Genomic DNA, 14,901 nt, shown 5'->3' on the forward strand with positions numbered 1-14,901 from the left:
GAAACGGAGCGCTACCTACGACTACTTGAGCATGTCGTCCAGTAGCAGGGCGCACCGGATGACCCCGAGGTGGCTGTACGCCTGCGGGTGGTTGCCCAGCCCGCGCTCGGCGAGCGGGTCGTACTGCTCGGGCAGCAGCCCGGTCGGACCCGCCGTGTCGATCATCTGGAGGAACAGCTCCTCGGCGTCGGTGCGCCGGCCGGTACGCAGGTACGCCTCGATCAGCCACGACGTGCAGATGTGGAAGCCACCCTCGCGGCCGGGCAGACCGTCGTCCCAGTGATAGCGGTAGACGACAGGGCCGCTGCGCAGATCCGCCTCGATCTTCAACACAGTGGAGAGGAAGCGTGGATCGTCACCGGGCAGAAGGCCGGACAGGCCGATCCACAACGACGAGGCGTCCATGTCCTCGTCGCCGTAGGCGACGCTGTACGCCTCGGCGTGCTCGTGCCAGCCGTACTCGAGCACGTTGGCGGCGATCCGGTCGCGCAGCTCCACCCACTCCGACCGGTCTCCGCCGCCGTGCTGGCGCGAGACGTGCAGCGCCCGGTCGACGGTCATCCAGCACATCACCTTCGAGAAGATGTGGTGCCGGGGTGGCAGCCGAGCCTCCCAGATGCCGTGGTCCGGCTCGTGCCAGCGGCGGCGGACCGCCTCGACCATGTTCTCCAGCACCCGCCACTCCTCGGACCGGACCGAGCCGCGCACATCGGCGGTGGCGGCGATCAGGTCGGCGATCGGGCCGAAGACGTCCAACTGGAGCTGGTGGTTGGCGAGGTTACCGACGCGTACCGGCCGGGAGCCGGCGTAGCCGGGCAGGGTGTCGATGACGGCCTCGGCGCCCAGCTCGTAGCCGTCCACCGTGTAGAGCGGGTGCAGCCGCTCGGGGTGCCCCCCGGTGCGCTCCACACAGCCGTCCACCCAGCGTAGGAACGCCTCGGCCTCGGTGATCGAGCCCAGGTCGACCAGGGCCCGGGCGGTCATCGCGGCGTCGCGCAGCCAGCAGTAGCGGTAGTCCCAGTTACGGACGCCGCCCAGTTCCTCGGGGAGCGAGGTGGTCGCCGCAGCCAGGATCGAACCGGTCGCCTCGTGGCAGAGACCCCGCAGCGTCAGCGCGCTGCGGGCGACCAGATCCCGCGCGGTGGTGGGCAGGCGTAGCGTGGACACCCACTCCTTCCAGGGCCGCTCCGCCGCGGCCTGGCGCTCGTGGATCGGCAGCCGGTGGTGTTCCAGGCTGTGCGTGCCGAAGCGCAGTTCCAGCACCACCTGCCCGCCGAGCGCGGAGAGGTCCACCACCGCCTTGGCGCTGGCGTACCCGCCGTCGTTGCTCACCTCCCACTGCACGCCGGGGGAGTAGAGCGCGGCCGGCTCGTTGGAACCGAGCACCAGCAGACCGTCGCCGAGCGGTTGAAGCTGCACCGCGACCTGCGCGAACTCCGGCCGGGGGGCGAACTCCACCCGGGCCCGGCCGGTGCCGGTGAGCACCCGGATCAGGGTGGAGTCCCCGGAGATGATCGCCGGACCGTCCGGCGTGGCCTTCGGATCGGGCTTGTCGAGCCAGTCGGTGACGGTCAGCCCCGACCAGCGGGTCTCCACGGTCATCGTGCCGGACCGGTAGCGCTGGCCCAGCGGGATGCCGCCGCGCTCCGGGGCGACGCTGAAGTGCCCGGCCGGGCTGCCGCCGACCAGGTCCGCGAAGATCGCCGCCGAGTCGGGTTTGGGGTTGCAGAGCCAGGTCACCTTCGCGTCGGGCGTGAGCAGCGCCACCGTACGCCCGTTGGCCAGCATGGAGTGCCGTTCGATCGGCACCGCGCGCTCGCCGAAGAGCCAGTGTCGGCGGGTCTCCAGGAGCAGACCGAGCGCCCGGGCCGCCTCGATCGGCTCGGCCACCCGGTAGCCGGCCTTGGTCTCGCCCGGTCCGATCTTGATGCCGACATCGGGGCCGCTCAGGTTGCCGAAGGCGTTCTCGTCCGTGACGTCGTCGCCGATGAAGAGCACCGCGCTGGCCGCGAGCTGGGTGCGCAGCTGATCGACCGCGGTGCCCTTGTGGGTGGCCACCACGGAGAGCTCGATGACCTCCTTGCCCTGGGTGACCGTGACGTCCGGCCAGGTGGCGGGGCCGTTGCGGACCGCCTCGATGACCGTGGCGGCGATCTGGGGGTCCATCCCCCTGGTGTGTACGGCGACGCTGGCCGGCTTGCGTTCGAGCCGTACGCCCGGATGGGCCGCGGCGATCTCGCGCAGCGCCTCCCGTAGCCGGGTGCGCACGGCGATCAGCTCGGGGGAGAGGCGCTCGACGAAACCGATGTCGAACTCGGAGCCGTGGCTGCCGACCAGGTGGACCTCACTGGGCAGCCGGGAGAGCGCGGCCAGGTCGCGCAGCGCGCGCCCGGAGACCACGGCCACCGTGGTCTGCGGCAGCGCGGCCAGGGCGCGCACCGCCGCTACCGACTCCGGCAGCGGTACGGCTTTGCTCGGGTCCGCCACGATCGGCGCGAGCGTGCCGTCGTAGTCGCAGGCGACCAGGAGTTGCGGCACGCGGGCGATTCGTCCGATGGCGGCCCGCAGCTCCGGATCCATGCTGCCGGCCGCCGGGGTGATGATCTCGTTTGAGGCGGCGTTCACGGCACCTCCATGTCGGGCACACCGAGTTCGGTGAGAAAGGACTTCGCCCAGTGCCCCACATCGTGGGTGCGCAAATGGCGTTGCATGGTCCGCATACGGCGACGAGCCTCCGGCTTCTCCACATGCACGGCCCGTAGCAGGGCGTCCTTGACCGCGTCCGGGTCGTGCGGGTTGCACAGGAACGCCTGGCGCAGCTCGGTGGCCGCGCCGGCGAACTCACTGAGTACGAGTGCGCCCCCGTGGTCCGCCCTGGATGCGACGTACTCCTTGGCCACCAGATTCATACCGTCTCGCAGCGGGGTCACCATCATCACGTCGGCGGCGGCGTACATCGCAGCCAGCTCGGTGCGACTGTACGACTGATGCAGGTAGTGCACCGCAGGCACGCCGACCCGACCGAATTCGCCGTTGATCCGGCCGACCTCGCGCTCGACCTTGACCCGAAGCGCCTGATAGTGCTCGACCCGCTCCCGGCTCGGTGTGGCGACCTGCACCATGACGGCGTCCGGCACTGTCAACTTTCCGTCAGCCAGCAGCTCGCGGAACGCCTTGAGTCGAAGCTCGATGCCCTTGGTGTAGTCGAGGCGGTCCACGCCCAGGACGATCGTGCGAGGGTTGCCCAGCTCCTCGCGGATCTCCTTGGCCCGGGACTGGATCGCCGGGTCCGCCGCCAGCCGCTCCATCTCCTTCGTGTCGATGGAGATGGGGAACGCGCCGGCCTTCACCCGGCGGCCGTCCACCTGGATCATCTGCCCCTCGTAGCGCAGGCCGAGCAGGTGCCGGGCCAGCCGGACGAAGTTCTGCGCGGCGAGCCGCTGCTGGAAGCCGACCAGGTCGGCACCGAGCAGCCCGCGCAGGATCTCGCTCCGGAACGGCATCTGCATGAACAACTCGATCGGCGGGAAGGGGATGTGCAGAAAGAAGCCGATCCGCAGGTCGGGGCGCAACTCCCGGAGCATCGCCGGCACCAGTTGGAGCTGGTAGTCCTGCACCCACACCGTGGCGCCCTCGGCCGCGACATCCGCTGCGGCCTCCGCGAAGCGGGCGTTGACCAGGCGGTACGCTTCCCGCCAGCGGCGCTTGAAGGCGGGCGTCTCGACGGCGTCGTGGTAGAGCGGCCAGATCGTCGCGTTGGACTGGCCCTCGTAGTAGCGCTCCAACTCCTCAGCGCTCAGCGGCACCGGGTGCAGCCGGATCCCCTCCAGGTCGAACGGTTCGGGCGCGGCACCGGTGCCGCCGGCCCAGCCGACCCAGGTGCCGTGATGCTCGGCGAGGACGGGGTGCAGCGCGGTGACCAGCCCGCCCGGGCTGCGTCGCCACTGCCGTCCCTCAGGTGTGCTCACCTCGTCGACCGGCAGGCGGTTCGCCACTACGACAAAGGAGCTACGGACGGTCACGATCGGCCACCTCCGGGTGCTGACGGGTCCACCGCGATGAGCGTAATGAGCGTAGCCGCGGTGTCTGATCCCCCGTGCCGGAGTCACGTACCCGTCCCAGACTGGCCGAAAGCGCCGCTGTGATCATGGTGACAGGTCCGCCCTCGGTGCTTCCCGCCGCCCCACCTCCACCGCGCTCGGGCGGGGCGATGTGGGCGCGGGGCCGCGTACCTGTCAGGATTGACGATGGCGTGCGCGCGGCCGGCCCCCGGCCGCCGACGGCGGGTGGCGGCGCGGCCCGCGCCCCGCACCACGCAATTCGGCGATCGCAACCGACGGAGGTAGCCCGCACCGTGGCCCAGTTCATCTATGTCCTGGATAAGGCGCGCAAGGCGCACGGCGACAAGGTCGTGCTCGACAACGTGACGCTGAACTTCCTGCCGGGGGCCAAGATCGGTGTGGTCGGCCCGAACGGTGCTGGTAAGTCCAGCCTTCTCAAGATCATGGCAGGCTGGGACCAGCCGAGCAACGGTGAGGCCCGGCTGATGCCCGGCTACACCGTCGGCATGCTGGCCCAGGAGCCGCCGCTCAACGACGCCAAGACCGTGCTCGGCAACGTCGAGGAGGCAGTCGCCGAGACCAAGGCCAAGCTGGAGCGGTTCAACAAGATCGCCGAGCAGATGGCCACCGACTACTCCGACGAGCTGATGGAGGAGATGGGTCGGCTCCAGGAGGAGTTGGACAACGCCGACGCCTGGGACATCGACTCCAAGCTCGAACTGGCCATGGACGCGCTGCGCTGCCCGCCCCCGGATGCCGATGTCACCCAGCTCTCCGGTGGTGAGCGCCGCCGGGTGGCGCTGTGCAAGCTGCTGTTGGAGGCGCCGGACCTGCTGTTGCTCGACGAGCCCACCAACCACCTGGACGCGGAGAGCGTGCAGTGGCTGGAGCAGCACCTGGCCAAGTACGCCGGCACCGTCCTGGCCATCACCCACGACCGGTACTTCCTGGACAACGTGGCCGAGTGGATCCTGGAGCTGGACCGGGGCCGGGCCATCGGCTACGAGGGCAACTACTCCACCTACCTGGAGAAGAAGGCCGCCCGGCTCTCCGTCGAGGGGCGCCGCGACGCCAAGATGAAGAAGCGGCTGGCCGACGAGCTGGAGTGGGTCCGCTCCAACGCCAAGGCCCGCCAGACCAAGTCCAGGGCCCGTCTCGACCGGTACGACGAGATGGCCGCCGAGGCGGAGAAGACCCGCAAGCTGGACTTCGAGGAGATCCAGATCCCGCCGGGTCCGCGCCTGGGCAATACCGTCATCGAGGCACACAACCTGACCAAGGCCTTCGGCGAGCGGGTGCTGATCGACAACCTGTCGTTCTCGCTGCCCCGCAACGGCATCGTCGGCATCATCGGCCCGAACGGCGTCGGCAAGACCACGCTGTTCAAGACCATCGTCGGGTTGGAGCAGCCGACCGCCGGTTCGGTCAAGGTCGGCGAGACGGTCTCGCTGTCGTACGTCGACCAGAACCGGCAGGGCCTGGCCGGCGACAAGACCGTCTGGGAGGTCGTCTCGGACGGGCTGGACCACCTCATGGTGGGCAAGGTCGAGATGCCGTCCCGGGCCTACATCGCCGCCTTCGGGTTCAAGGGACCGGACCAGCAGAAGCCGACCAAGGTGCTCTCCGGTGGCGAGCGCAACCGGCTCAACCTCGCCCTCACGCTCAAGATCGGCGGGAATGTGATCCTGCTCGACGAGCCGACCAACGACCTGGACGTGGAAACCCTGTCCAGCCTGGAGAACGCGCTGCTGGAGTTCCCCGGCTGCGCCGTGGTGATCTCCCACGACCGGATGTTCCTGGACCGGGTCGCCACGCACATCCTGGCTTGGGAGGGCGACGACGAGAACCCGGCCAAGTGGTTCTGGTTCGAGGGCAACTTCGAGGCGTACGAGAAGAACAAGATCGAGCGGCTCGGCGTCGAGGCGGCCCGGCCGCACCGGGTGACGTACCGCAAGCTGACCCGCGATTGACCGGGGCCGGTAACCGTGGCTGACCGGTTCGTCTTCGAGTGCACCCTGCGGTGGTCCGACCTGGACGCCTACGGGCACGTCAACAATGCCCGCTTCCTCACCCTCTACGAGGAGGCCCGGGTGGCGTTGATGTTCGTCGGTGCCCGGGCGCAGGGCGTCGACTCGTTCGCCGACGGTGTGGTGATCCGTCGGCACGAGATCGACTACCTGCGCCCGGTGGGCTACGCCCTGAGCCGGGCCACCGACGAAGCGGCCCCCACCGTGCGGATCGAATTGTGGGTGGAGCAGGTCCGGGCCGGCTCCTTCACGCTGGGCTACGAGATGTATGACGGCGAGCTGCTGGTCAGCCGGGCACGTTCGGTGCTGGTCCCGTTCGACCTGGCCCGGCAACTGCCCCGGCGGCTCAGCGAACAGGAGCACGCCTTCCTGCTCGGGTATTCGGCGTGAGTGGCGCCGGTGCCGATACGCGGCACGGGATCGAGGGCGTCAACGACGCCGAGGCGTTCCTGGCCCGGCTCGTCCGGCTGGAGCGCACCGCTCTGGTCCGGCTGCGTCCGGCCGGTACGCCCGCACGTACCGCCCTCTGGGCCCGGCTGCCCTGGGGGGTGCTGGCGGTGCGCACGGTGGCCGGCGCGGGCGCCGGAGACGTCACGGTCGCGGCCGGGCAGCTGCTCGCCGAACTGGCCGCCGGAGGCGCCGCGTTGCCGACCCGCCACGACGCCCGGTGGCGGTGGCCGCTCCCGCCCGCGGCCAGTCGACGGATCGAGACCCTGCCCGGCGCGGAGCTGCGCCGGCTCGCCCAAGCGGCGGCCGACACCCTGCGGACGGCGGGCACGCACGGGGTCGCGGGCCGGGCGGTCGGGCAGCGGGCGCTGCGCGACGCCCTGCTGGACCACGTCGCGGTGGTGGTGACTCCGAACGACGAACCGGAGCACCCGGTGCGGGTGACCCAGCGGACGGTGCAGGGCTTGATCCGGATGGGGTTTCTCGGTCCCGGGGGTTCGCCGGGCCCGGACCAGGTACAGGTCCGCGCGGCTGGCCGATGGGTCGGCCTGGTGGGACCGTACGGAGCCGTCTGGTCGCAGAAGGCCACGGATCTTGTCGTACGGCCCGCTGGAACTCATACGTTCGGATGACCACCTATCATCAATCCGGCCTGGGGCTGGCGTTGGGGGGATGCTTCGTTCCGGCTGTCCGGGTACCGTCCATCCTCGGATCCAACCCACCGTAGGCGACTGGATCCGCTGGGGAGTGAGGTGCGCGAGCGATGCCGTGGTGGTCATGGCGCCCTGGTCCCGCCAGTGGCGGCGACTCGGAAACTCGAAGCAGGATCGCGGCCGAGGGGTCCGTTCGGGTCGGACCGCCGACGCCCCGTAAGCCCGGGGACGACTGTTCAGGCGGTGATCATCCCTTGATCGCCGATATGCCGGCCACCGTCGAACCGGTCACCCTGCGCCGGATCTGCGACGCGCTCGACCTGCTCGACGTGCGCTATCTCGCCGACGGTGACGGCAACCTGCTGGCCATGTGGGAGCGGCACGCCGTGCTGGTCACCCTCGAGGGCCCGGAGGACGAAATCCTCGTGCTGCGGGCGCGACCGCACGCCACCGTGCCGCCGGACTGGGCGGACCGGGCATACCGGGTGGTCAACGAGTGGAACCACACCCGACGCTTCTGCAAGGCGTACGTGGGTGACGCCACCGAGCGGGGCCAACTGCCGATCTACGCCGAGTTGCAGGTGCCGCTCGCCGCGGGGACCCACGACGCGCTCCTGGTCGAGTTGCTCGACTGCGGGGCCGCCGTGGCGACGAGCTTCGTCGACTGGCTGCATGACGAGGGCGCCCTGCTCTGACGCCGCCGGCAGGCCCCGCATCACGCAGCCTGTCGGGTCACGCAGCCTGTCGGGTCACGCAGCCTGTCGGGTCACGCGGGGCCGGCCGGGTCCTCCATCACGTTCACCATGAAGTACGCCGCGCGCTCCAGGTAGTTCCAGAGCTCGCTGGCGATCGCCGGCGGCAGATCGAGGCTGTCGACGGCGCGACGCATGTGGCTTAGCCAGGCGTCGCGTTCGGCGGGGCCGATCCGGAACGGCGCGTGCCGCATCCGCAGGCGGGGATGACCCCGCTGGGCGGAGTAGGTGTTCGGGCCACCCCAGTACTGGATGAGGAAGAGGCGCATCCGCTCGTTGGCCGGGCCCAGATCCTCCTCTGGATACATCGGGCGCAGCAGCGGGTCGGTGGCGATGCCGGCGTAGAACTCGTCGACCAGCTTGCGGAACGTGGGCTCGCCGCCGACGGCGTCGAAGAGCGTGACCGCCTCGCCGCGGGGTTCGGACTCAGCTGCGGGATTCACCGTTCCATCCTGCCAGGCTTCGTCGGTGAACAGCCGGGCCGGGACGTCCTGCGGAGCGTGGTTCAGGTCACCGCGTGCCGAGGTCGGTCCGGGCCCACGTGCCCGGGACCCGGGTCGCCGGACGACGGCTGCGCCCCGGCGCTGCCGGTCGGGTCGCGCCCGGCGTCGTCGATGGCGGCCGCCACGGTCTGTTGGTCCGGAAAGCTCCGGGCGACGAACGCCATCAGCACCACGCCGACGGTGCTCCACACGCCCACCACGACCGGGATCGGGAACCGCTCGGCGAGCAGCCCGGTCACCAGTACCGCCGCACCCTGGATCACCTGGAGGCCCGTCGCCATCACGCCGAAGGCCCGGGCGCGGAAGCCGTTGGGGAGGGCCTGGACGAAGAGGCCGTTGGACACCGGAAAGATGCCGGCGACCGCGAATCCGCAGGCGGCGGCGAGCAGCGCCACCACCACTGGCGGCGGGTCGAACAGGGCGGGCACCAGGGCCAGCGGGGCCAGGACGGCCAATGGCCGCAGCAGGGCCTGCTGGCGGGCCGGCGTGAGGGCCCGCCCGACCAGCAGGCCGCCGAGGATGAACCCCACCGGACTGGCAGCCATGATCAGAGCCTGGGCCGTTCCTGCGTTCATCCGGCCAACGTGCTCGTTGGCCCAGGCCGCGGCCAGCCCTTCGGGCACGATGGAGAAGAGCGCGGCGCTGAAGACGAGCACGGCGATCGCCCGTAGCACCGGGGTGCGGAAGATCAGATTGAACCCGGCGGCGGTTTCCCGCAGCAGATGGCTGCGGTGCGTGCGGCTCATCGCCGGCGGCCGGTCGTCGACGCCGAACCGGATGATCAAGGCCGACGCGGCGAAGGCGCCCGCGTTCATCAGCAGCGCGGCGGAGGGGTTGAGCGTCGCCACGGCGGCGCCGAGGAGGTAGCCCACGACCTGGGCCGCCTGCCCCCCGCTCGTGAGGAGCGAGAGCCCGAGGACGAGCCGCTCCTTCGACAGGATCACCGGCGTCAGCGCGGAGCGCGCGGCCTGGCTCGGCGAGTGGGCCAGGGTGGCGAGGAAAATCAGCACCAGGATTGCCGCCACCGGCATGCCCGGGATGGCGATGAGCAGCATCAACGCCATGCGGAAGAGGTCGCAGGCCACCATGACCTGTCGGTAGCGGTGCCGCTCGGCGACGGCGGCGAGCAGTGGCCCCCCGATCAGCCAGGGCAGGTAGCTGACCGCGAAGGCGGCGGCGGAGAGGGCGACGGACTCGGTCTCCCGGTAGACGAGGAGGGTGACCGCCGCCTTGGCGATGTAGTCGCCGATCCAGGTCAGCATGGCGGCCGTGAAGACGGCACGGTACTCACCCTGGGCGAAAACCTCCCGGAAGGTGGCTGGTCCTTCTCGAGGAGGTTGCTCGTCCGACACCATCGCCTCCATCGCCCCGGCAGCGCGCCACTCGTGATGGCTGCCCCGGGGCCATCGTCAGATCTACCGATCAGCGAGGACGTGACCACGCTCGGGGAGCGCGTGCACCGGATTCTGCCCGATTGTCTGACAGCTGGCTAGGGCGAACGGCTTGATCGTCACATCCCCGACTGAACCGAACGGACGATACCTGAGGGGCCGCTCGGCCGCGACCCCTCGCCGGTCGGGTCAGGCCCCGCCCCGGCCGGTCTCGGTGTCTGCTGGAGTAGGGGCGCCGGGAAAGCCGCGCCCGGCCGCGATCCTCGCCGTGATGCCGGAGTTCTCCAGTGCCTCGATGAGCCGGCGGCGCAACTCCCGGGCCACGGCGGCCTGGCCGTCGGCGGTGGTCTTGACCACCGTGCGGATCACCGTCCCCTCCACCGTGATCTGCTCGACGCCCAGCACCTGCGGCGGCTCGACCACAGAGGATGCGAGCTCCGGATCCACCGCGATCGAGGCGGCGGCGGTACGCAGCACCGCGCTCGCCTGCTCGGTGCCGGCGAACCCGACCGGCAGGTCGACCACCACCAGCGCCCAGCCCTGGCTCTTGTTGCCCACCCGGACGACCTCACCGTTGCGGATGTACCAGAGCACGCCCCGCCCGTCACGGACGGTGGTGACCCGCAGGCCGACCGCCTCGACCACACCGGTCGCCTCGCCGAGGTCGACGGTGTCGCCGACCCCGTACTGGTCCTCGATCAGCATGAACAACCCCGCGATCAGGTCCTTCACCAGGCTCTGCGCGCCGAATCCGAGGGCGACACCGGCGATGCCCGCGCTGGCCAGCAGCGGCGCCAGGTCGAAGCCGAACTCCTTGAGCAGCATCAGCAGGGCGATGCCGAAGATGAAGGCGGTGCTCATGCTGCGCAGCACCGAACCGATCGCCTCGGCGCGCTGGCGGCGTCGCTCCGGGACGAACTCGCCGGGCTCGGCGGCGGACGGGATGCGCTCGCGCAGCGGGCGGAGCATGGTGGGTACGCCGGCGTCGCTGGTGGTCCGCACCAGCCGCCGGATCGTTCGGTGCACCAGCCACCGGGCGGCCACCGCCAGCAGCAGGATCAGGATGATCCGCAGCGGTTTGATCAGGATCCAGTAACTGCCCTCGGCGAACCACACCGAGCCGGTCAGGTCCCAGGCCCACTTGCACAGGCTCAGGCTCTCGGTGAGGCACTCCGGACTGGGGGCGTCGGCCGTCTCGGTCGAGGTCGGGCTCGACGTGACTGGTGCGGGGCTGGGCATGCTGAGGGTCACGCCTGATTTCGTACCGCAACCGCCCGGTGGACCCGCCATCGACCCCACCGGACGGGTGACCCGGGCCGCGCCGAGGACGCCGACGCCGAAGGCCCCGCCAGGTACCCCGGATTAGTGCGTGCATTCGCGGTTCCGATCAGGGACGATTGGCGCAACGGACGTCGGTGATTCGGCCGGCGTCGGCGCGGTGTGGGCTGTGTCCGGCACCGGTCGGCGGTGGCGAGTTGACAGCCGCTTGACCGGGAGAGTGACACGATGCCTGACATACGACCCACGGTGGGCTCCGGCGCGCTGGTCCTCAACGCCACCTACGAGCCGCTGTGTGTCGTGTCGGTACGTCGGGCCGCGATCCTCGTACTTTCGGCCAAGGCGGTCTGTGTCGCCGACGGCGACGGCATCCTGCACAGCGCCCGCAGCGCGTTGCCGGTGCCCTCGGTCGTCCGGCTCACCCGGTTCGTCCGGGTGCCGTACCGCACCCACGTGGGTCTGTCCCGCCGGGCGATCTTCGCCCGGGACGGCTGGCGGTGCGCCTACTGCCGAGGCCCGGCCGAGACGATCGACCACGTCTTCCCGCGCAGCCGCGGCGGCCGGCACGCCTGGGAGAACGTGGTGGCCGCCTGTGCCCGGTGCAACCACACCAAGGGCGACAAGACCCCGGCCGAGCTGGGCTGGCGGCTGCCCGCGCCGCCCACCGCGCCGAAGGGGATCGCGTGGCGCGTCCTCGGCCACCGCGCACCCGACCCGCGCTGGGTCGACTGGCTGGACCTCCGCGAACCCGAAGCCGCCTGACGAGACGTCGGGAGCGCGAACTCACCGCGCCTCGACCAACGAGGCGAACACGATCACGTTGTCCGCGTAGCCGGTCGCCCCGCCCACCCAACGGCCACCACAGGTGATCAGCCGTAGCTGGGGTCGGCTGAAGTCACCGAAGACCTCGTCCGCGGGCAGCTGCTCCTTGTCGTACCGGCCGACCCGGTCGACCTCGAAGATCGCCACCGAGCCGTCCGAACGGGCGACCTCGACCCGGTCCCCGGGTCGTAGCTCCCGCAGGTGCGCGAAGACCGCCGGGCCGGTGTCGGTGTCGACGTGTCCGACGATCACAGCGGGGCCGTACTCGCCGGGTGTCGGGCCCTGGTCGTACCAACCTGCCTCCTGTGCCCGCTGCGCCGTCGGCGCGGCGATGCTGCCGTCCGGGGCGATGCCCACGCTGTGCACCGGCGCGTCGAGGTCGATCGAGCTGATCTCGATGCCGAGTGGCTGGCTCGCCGCCAGCAGCGGGAACTTCTTCGGCGGTGGCGCCAGCCCGGCGATGAAGCGGTCCGGCAGAACGCTCACGCCGGTCAGTCGCTCGACGCCGAGCATCGCGACGATCAACAGCATCAGGGTGCCGATCACCAGTACGGGCAGCCCCGGACCGGAGAACTGGCGCCGGGGCCCCGGCGACCCGGCGTGGCGCGGTCGCGGCGGCAGCGGCGGGGCCGACGGATCGGGCGTGGCGACGCCGGCCGAGCCCACCTGCGCGGCGATCCGGCACAGCCGGCCGGCGGCCGTGGCCACCCGCCGCGGCCAGGCGCGGCGCCTGCGGCGGGCGGTGGTCCGGGGCGAGCCCGGACCCGGTTCCGGCGCGGGTACGCGGCAGCCGATCATGGCGGCGGTGGGTCAGGAGCCGGCCCGGCGTCGGCTGCTGAAGAGCCCGAAGACCACCGCTGCGGCCACCGTCGCAGTTCCACCGAGCAGCAGCATCGAGCCCATGCTCCGGCCGGCGGTACCACCGCCACCGGTCGCCGGACCCTTGGTCGGCTGTTCCATGTTCAGCACGTTCAGGTTGGTGCTGGCGGTCCGGCCGTTGTTGCAGCGCAGATGCACCGGATAATCCCCGGCCGCCTTGTTGCCGGGAACCGTGGCGTCGCCGGTGAGGAAGCCGTTGTCCGGCCGGAGGAAGACCCGGTTGAAGGCATCCGAGGTCACCTCGGCCTGCCGGTTGTTGGCGTTGTCGCAGCTGGCCCGGATGTGCACCCGGGAGCCGGCCTGCACGCTGTTCGGCGTCACCTCGATGAAGGTGTTGTCACCCGCCCGAGCGGGTGCCGCGCCGATCAGGACGAACGCCCCGATCAGGGCGAACGCCCCGAGCAGTCGGACGATGGCGGACGAGGCGTGGAGCACGCCTCCGTACGGTCGCAGATCCCGCATGATCCTCCCTCCCGGCACCGGCGTACCGGTCCTGCTGGGGCGACCCGGGGCGCTTTCCCCCTGTCCACGGGGCTAACCCGGCACCGGAGGAAGGGCGGATGTTAAGAAGGGGCCCTTCCTCTACCGGAGGCGTTAAAAGGGGGCCCTTCCTTCTCCCGCGTCAGGGGGCGCCAGCCGAGGGGGGTGGAGAGCACCATGGTGCTGGACGGCTGGCCGTACGGGGCGAGCCGGTCGATGACCGCCTCGAACTCGCCGATCGACCCGGCCGCCACCTTCAGCACGCTGCACGCGTCGCCGGTGATCCGGTGGATCTCCAGGATCTCCGGCCAGCCGGCGATATCCGGGTCGTGCAGAATGCACCGCGAGCCGTAGCAGGACATCCGGATCAGCGCCACCACCGTGCGCCCGGCGCGGGCCAGGTCGACGTGGGCGTGGTAGCCCGTGATCACGCCGGTTTCCTCCAGCCGGCGGACCCGCTCGGCCACTGCCGGCGGGGAGAGATGCACCCGCCGGGACAGTTCGCTGAAGGACAACCGCGCGTCGGCCTGCAACTCGCGCAGCAGGGCCCAGTCCATCTCGTCCACCGCTCGACCTTACGCCCGAAAAGTCGAGTCGGCCCAGCGCCTTTCGTTCGGCAGGTCGATCGCCGGGAGTGCCGTTGAAGAGGCATTCCATCCGGCGTGGCGGACGGGAGATCATGACTGGACGGGAGCCAGGAAGGAGCGGACGTATGGAGCAGACCGAGCTGCGCCCCCGAGCGGCGGTGCGTCCGGTCACGCCCCGGCAGCGCGCGGCCCGCGCCGCCCGCAACGGCGGCGAGCCGACATTGGAGTTCACCGACCGGGTGCCGTACGACGCGTACGTGCACGCCAGTACGCTGCACGGGCTGCAACAGCCGCTGAGCGACGACCCGGGCGAGATGTCGTTCCTGATGGTCAGCCAGATCATGGAGCTGTACTTCGGGCTGACCTGCCACGAGCTGCGAGACACCGTCCGGCTGCTACGCGCCGACCGGGTGTGGGAGGCGCTTGCCCCGCTGCGGCGGGCCGCGCTGCACCTGGAAGCGCTCAACGCCGCCTGGCGGGGCCTGCGCTGGATGACCCCGGCCGACTTCAACCGCTTCCGCAACCTGCTCGGTGAGGGGTCGGGCTTCCAGTCGGCCATGTACCGCCACCTGGAGTTCCTGCTCGGGCTGCGCGACCCCGCGCTGATCCGGCCGTTCCGTCGGCAGACCGAGGTGTACGCCGCGCTGTCCGCGGCCCTGACCACGCCGAGTGTCTGGGACGAAGTGATCGACCTGCTCGCCCGGCACGGTCACGACCTGCCCGCCGAGTTGCTGGAGCGGGACGTTGCCACCGAGCACGAGGCGCACCCCGCCGTCGAGGCGGCCTGGGTGCGGATCTACGCCGACGCCGGCCCGGACAACCACCTGCGGCTGCTCGGCGAAGCGTTGACCGAGGTGGCCGAGCAGTTCGGCGACTGGCGGCACCACCACATCAAGGCGGTGCAGCGCACCATGGGCGCAAAGGTCGGCAGCGGCGGCTCGGCCGGGCTGGCGTGGTTGCAGCGCAGCATGGCCCGGGTGGTCTTCCCCGAGCTGTGGTCGGCCCGGACGGCGATGTGAGG

14 protein-coding genes are annotated in these 14,901 nt (G+C 70.9%); 6 read left to right on the top strand and 8 right to left on the bottom strand.

All coding sequences use genetic code 11. From position 1 onward, the window contains the following. Nucleotides 1-21 precede the first annotated feature (21 nt). Nucleotides 22-2,580, bottom strand: coding sequence for a trehalose-phosphatase (gene otsB, locus Vqi01_RS13615; protein WP_204035175.1), 2,559 nt, complete (start codon nucleotides 2,578-2,580; stop codon nucleotides 22-24). A 41-nt stretch (nucleotides 2,581-2,621) separates the two neighbouring features. Continuing rightward, nucleotides 2,622-4,022 carry an alpha,alpha-trehalose-phosphate synthase (UDP-forming) gene (locus tag Vqi01_RS13620; RefSeq protein ID WP_204035134.1) on the bottom strand — a complete coding sequence of 467 codons (1,401 nt, stop codon included), beginning with the start codon at nucleotides 4,020-4,022 and terminating at the stop codon, nucleotides 2,622-2,624. Between the two features lie 332 nt (nucleotides 4,023-4,354). Here Vqi01_RS13620 and ettA point away from each other — a divergent pair, with 332 nt between their 5' ends. The 4 genes from ettA (at nucleotide 4,355) to Vqi01_RS13640 (ending at nucleotide 7,883) form a co-directional block, all read left to right on the top strand. After that, on the top strand, nucleotides 4,355-6,031 hold the full coding sequence (ettA, locus tag Vqi01_RS13625) for an energy-dependent translational throttle protein EttA (RefSeq protein WP_204035135.1): 1,677 nt from the start codon (nucleotides 4,355-4,357) through the stop codon (nucleotides 6,029-6,031). Between the two features lie 15 nt (nucleotides 6,032-6,046). After that, entirely contained in the window at nucleotides 6,047-6,478 is a 432-nt protein-coding gene (locus Vqi01_RS13630) for an acyl-CoA thioesterase (protein ID WP_204035136.1), read from the top strand. Further along, nucleotides 6,475-7,167, top strand: a complete 693-nt coding sequence (locus tag Vqi01_RS13635; RefSeq protein ID WP_204035137.1) for a DUF8185 domain-containing protein — start codon at nucleotides 6,475-6,477, stop codon at nucleotides 7,165-7,167. Before Vqi01_RS13630 ends, Vqi01_RS13635 begins: the two co-directional genes overlap by 4 nt. A 131-nt stretch (nucleotides 7,168-7,298) precedes the next feature. Continuing rightward, on the top strand, nucleotides 7,299-7,883 hold the full coding sequence (locus tag Vqi01_RS13640; RefSeq protein ID WP_204035138.1) for a type III secretion system chaperone family protein: 585 nt from the start codon (nucleotides 7,299-7,301) through the stop codon (nucleotides 7,881-7,883). Between the two features lie 71 nt (nucleotides 7,884-7,954). On the opposite strand, the gene Vqi01_RS13645 is transcribed toward Vqi01_RS13640, so the two are convergent. From Vqi01_RS13645 to Vqi01_RS13655, 3 genes are all read right to left on the bottom strand, one after another. Next, a complete protein-coding gene (locus Vqi01_RS13645) occupies nucleotides 7,955-8,383 on the bottom strand; it encodes a globin (protein WP_204035139.1) in 429 nt (142 codons plus the stop codon). A gap of 62 nt (nucleotides 8,384-8,445) precedes the next feature. Continuing rightward, entirely contained in the window at nucleotides 8,446-9,798 is a 1,353-nt protein-coding gene (locus Vqi01_RS13650; protein WP_204035140.1) for an MFS transporter, read from the bottom strand. A gap of 225 nt (nucleotides 9,799-10,023) precedes the next feature. Further along, the gene (locus tag Vqi01_RS13655) at nucleotides 10,024-11,073 is read right to left on the bottom strand and encodes a mechanosensitive ion channel family protein (RefSeq protein WP_204035176.1); all 1,050 of its coding nucleotides are present in this window, start codon (nucleotides 11,071-11,073) and stop codon (nucleotides 10,024-10,026) included. A gap of 267 nt (nucleotides 11,074-11,340) precedes the next feature. On the opposite strand from Vqi01_RS13655, the gene Vqi01_RS13660 reads away from it, so the two are divergent. Next, nucleotides 11,341-11,874 carry an HNH endonuclease gene (locus Vqi01_RS13660; RefSeq protein ID WP_204035141.1) on the top strand — a complete coding sequence of 178 codons (534 nt, stop codon included), beginning with the start codon at nucleotides 11,341-11,343 and terminating at the stop codon, nucleotides 11,872-11,874. A 21-nt stretch (nucleotides 11,875-11,895) separates the two neighbouring features. Here the strand turns inward: Vqi01_RS13660 and Vqi01_RS13665 are convergent, their stop codons facing one another. The 3 genes from Vqi01_RS13665 to Vqi01_RS13675 form a co-directional block, all read right to left on the bottom strand. Next, entirely contained in the window at nucleotides 11,896-12,732 is an 837-nt protein-coding gene (locus tag Vqi01_RS13665; protein ID WP_204035142.1) for a class F sortase, read from the bottom strand. A 12-nt stretch (nucleotides 12,733-12,744) separates the two neighbouring features. Then, nucleotides 12,745-13,275: a hypothetical protein gene (locus Vqi01_RS13670; RefSeq protein WP_239098381.1), complete on the bottom strand. Its 531-nt coding sequence runs from the start codon at nucleotides 13,273-13,275 to the stop codon at nucleotides 12,745-12,747. Between the two features lie 101 nt (nucleotides 13,276-13,376). Next, nucleotides 13,377-13,859, bottom strand: coding sequence for an Lrp/AsnC family transcriptional regulator (locus tag Vqi01_RS13675; RefSeq protein ID WP_204035143.1), 483 nt, complete (start codon nucleotides 13,857-13,859; stop codon nucleotides 13,377-13,379). Between the two features lie 146 nt (nucleotides 13,860-14,005). Here Vqi01_RS13675 and Vqi01_RS13680 point away from each other — a divergent pair, with 146 nt between their 5' ends. Next, a complete protein-coding gene (locus tag Vqi01_RS13680) occupies nucleotides 14,006-14,899 on the top strand; it encodes a tryptophan 2,3-dioxygenase (protein WP_204035144.1) in 894 nt (297 codons plus the stop codon). Nucleotides 14,900-14,901 lie beyond the last annotated feature (2 nt).

Origin of the sequence: Micromonospora qiuiae (genome assembly GCF_016863555.1) — a bacterium.
GTDB classification, from domain to species: Bacteria; Actinomycetota; Actinomycetes; order Mycobacteriales; family Micromonosporaceae; genus Micromonospora; species Micromonospora qiuiae.

Bases quoted from the DNA above. Each gene is read 5' to 3' on its own strand.
- otsB (WP_204035175.1), bottom strand. From the start codon at position 2,580: ATGGATCCGGAGCTGCGGGCCGCCATCGGACGAATCGCCCGCGTGCCG.
- Vqi01_RS13640 (WP_204035138.1), top strand. From the start codon at position 7,299: ATGCCGTGGTGGTCATGGCGCCCTGGTCCCGCCAGTGGCGGCGACTCG.
- Vqi01_RS13650 (WP_204035140.1), bottom strand. From the start codon at position 9,798: ATGGTGTCGGACGAGCAACCTCCTCGAGAAGGACCAGCCACCTTCCGG.
- Vqi01_RS13655 (WP_204035176.1), bottom strand. From the start codon at position 11,073: ATGCCCAGCCCCGCACCAGTCACGTCGAGCCCGACCTCGACCGAGACG.
- Vqi01_RS13660 (WP_204035141.1), top strand. From the start codon at position 11,341: ATGCCTGACATACGACCCACGGTGGGCTCCGGCGCGCTGGTCCTCAAC.
- Vqi01_RS13665 (WP_204035142.1), bottom strand. From the start codon at position 12,732: ATGATCGGCTGCCGCGTACCCGCGCCGGAACCGGGTCCGGGCTCGCCC.
- Vqi01_RS13670 (WP_239098381.1), bottom strand. From the start codon at position 13,275: ATGCGGGATCTGCGACCGTACGGAGGCGTGCTCCACGCCTCGTCCGCC.
- Vqi01_RS13680 (WP_204035144.1), top strand. From the start codon at position 14,006: ATGGAGCAGACCGAGCTGCGCCCCCGAGCGGCGGTGCGTCCGGTCACG.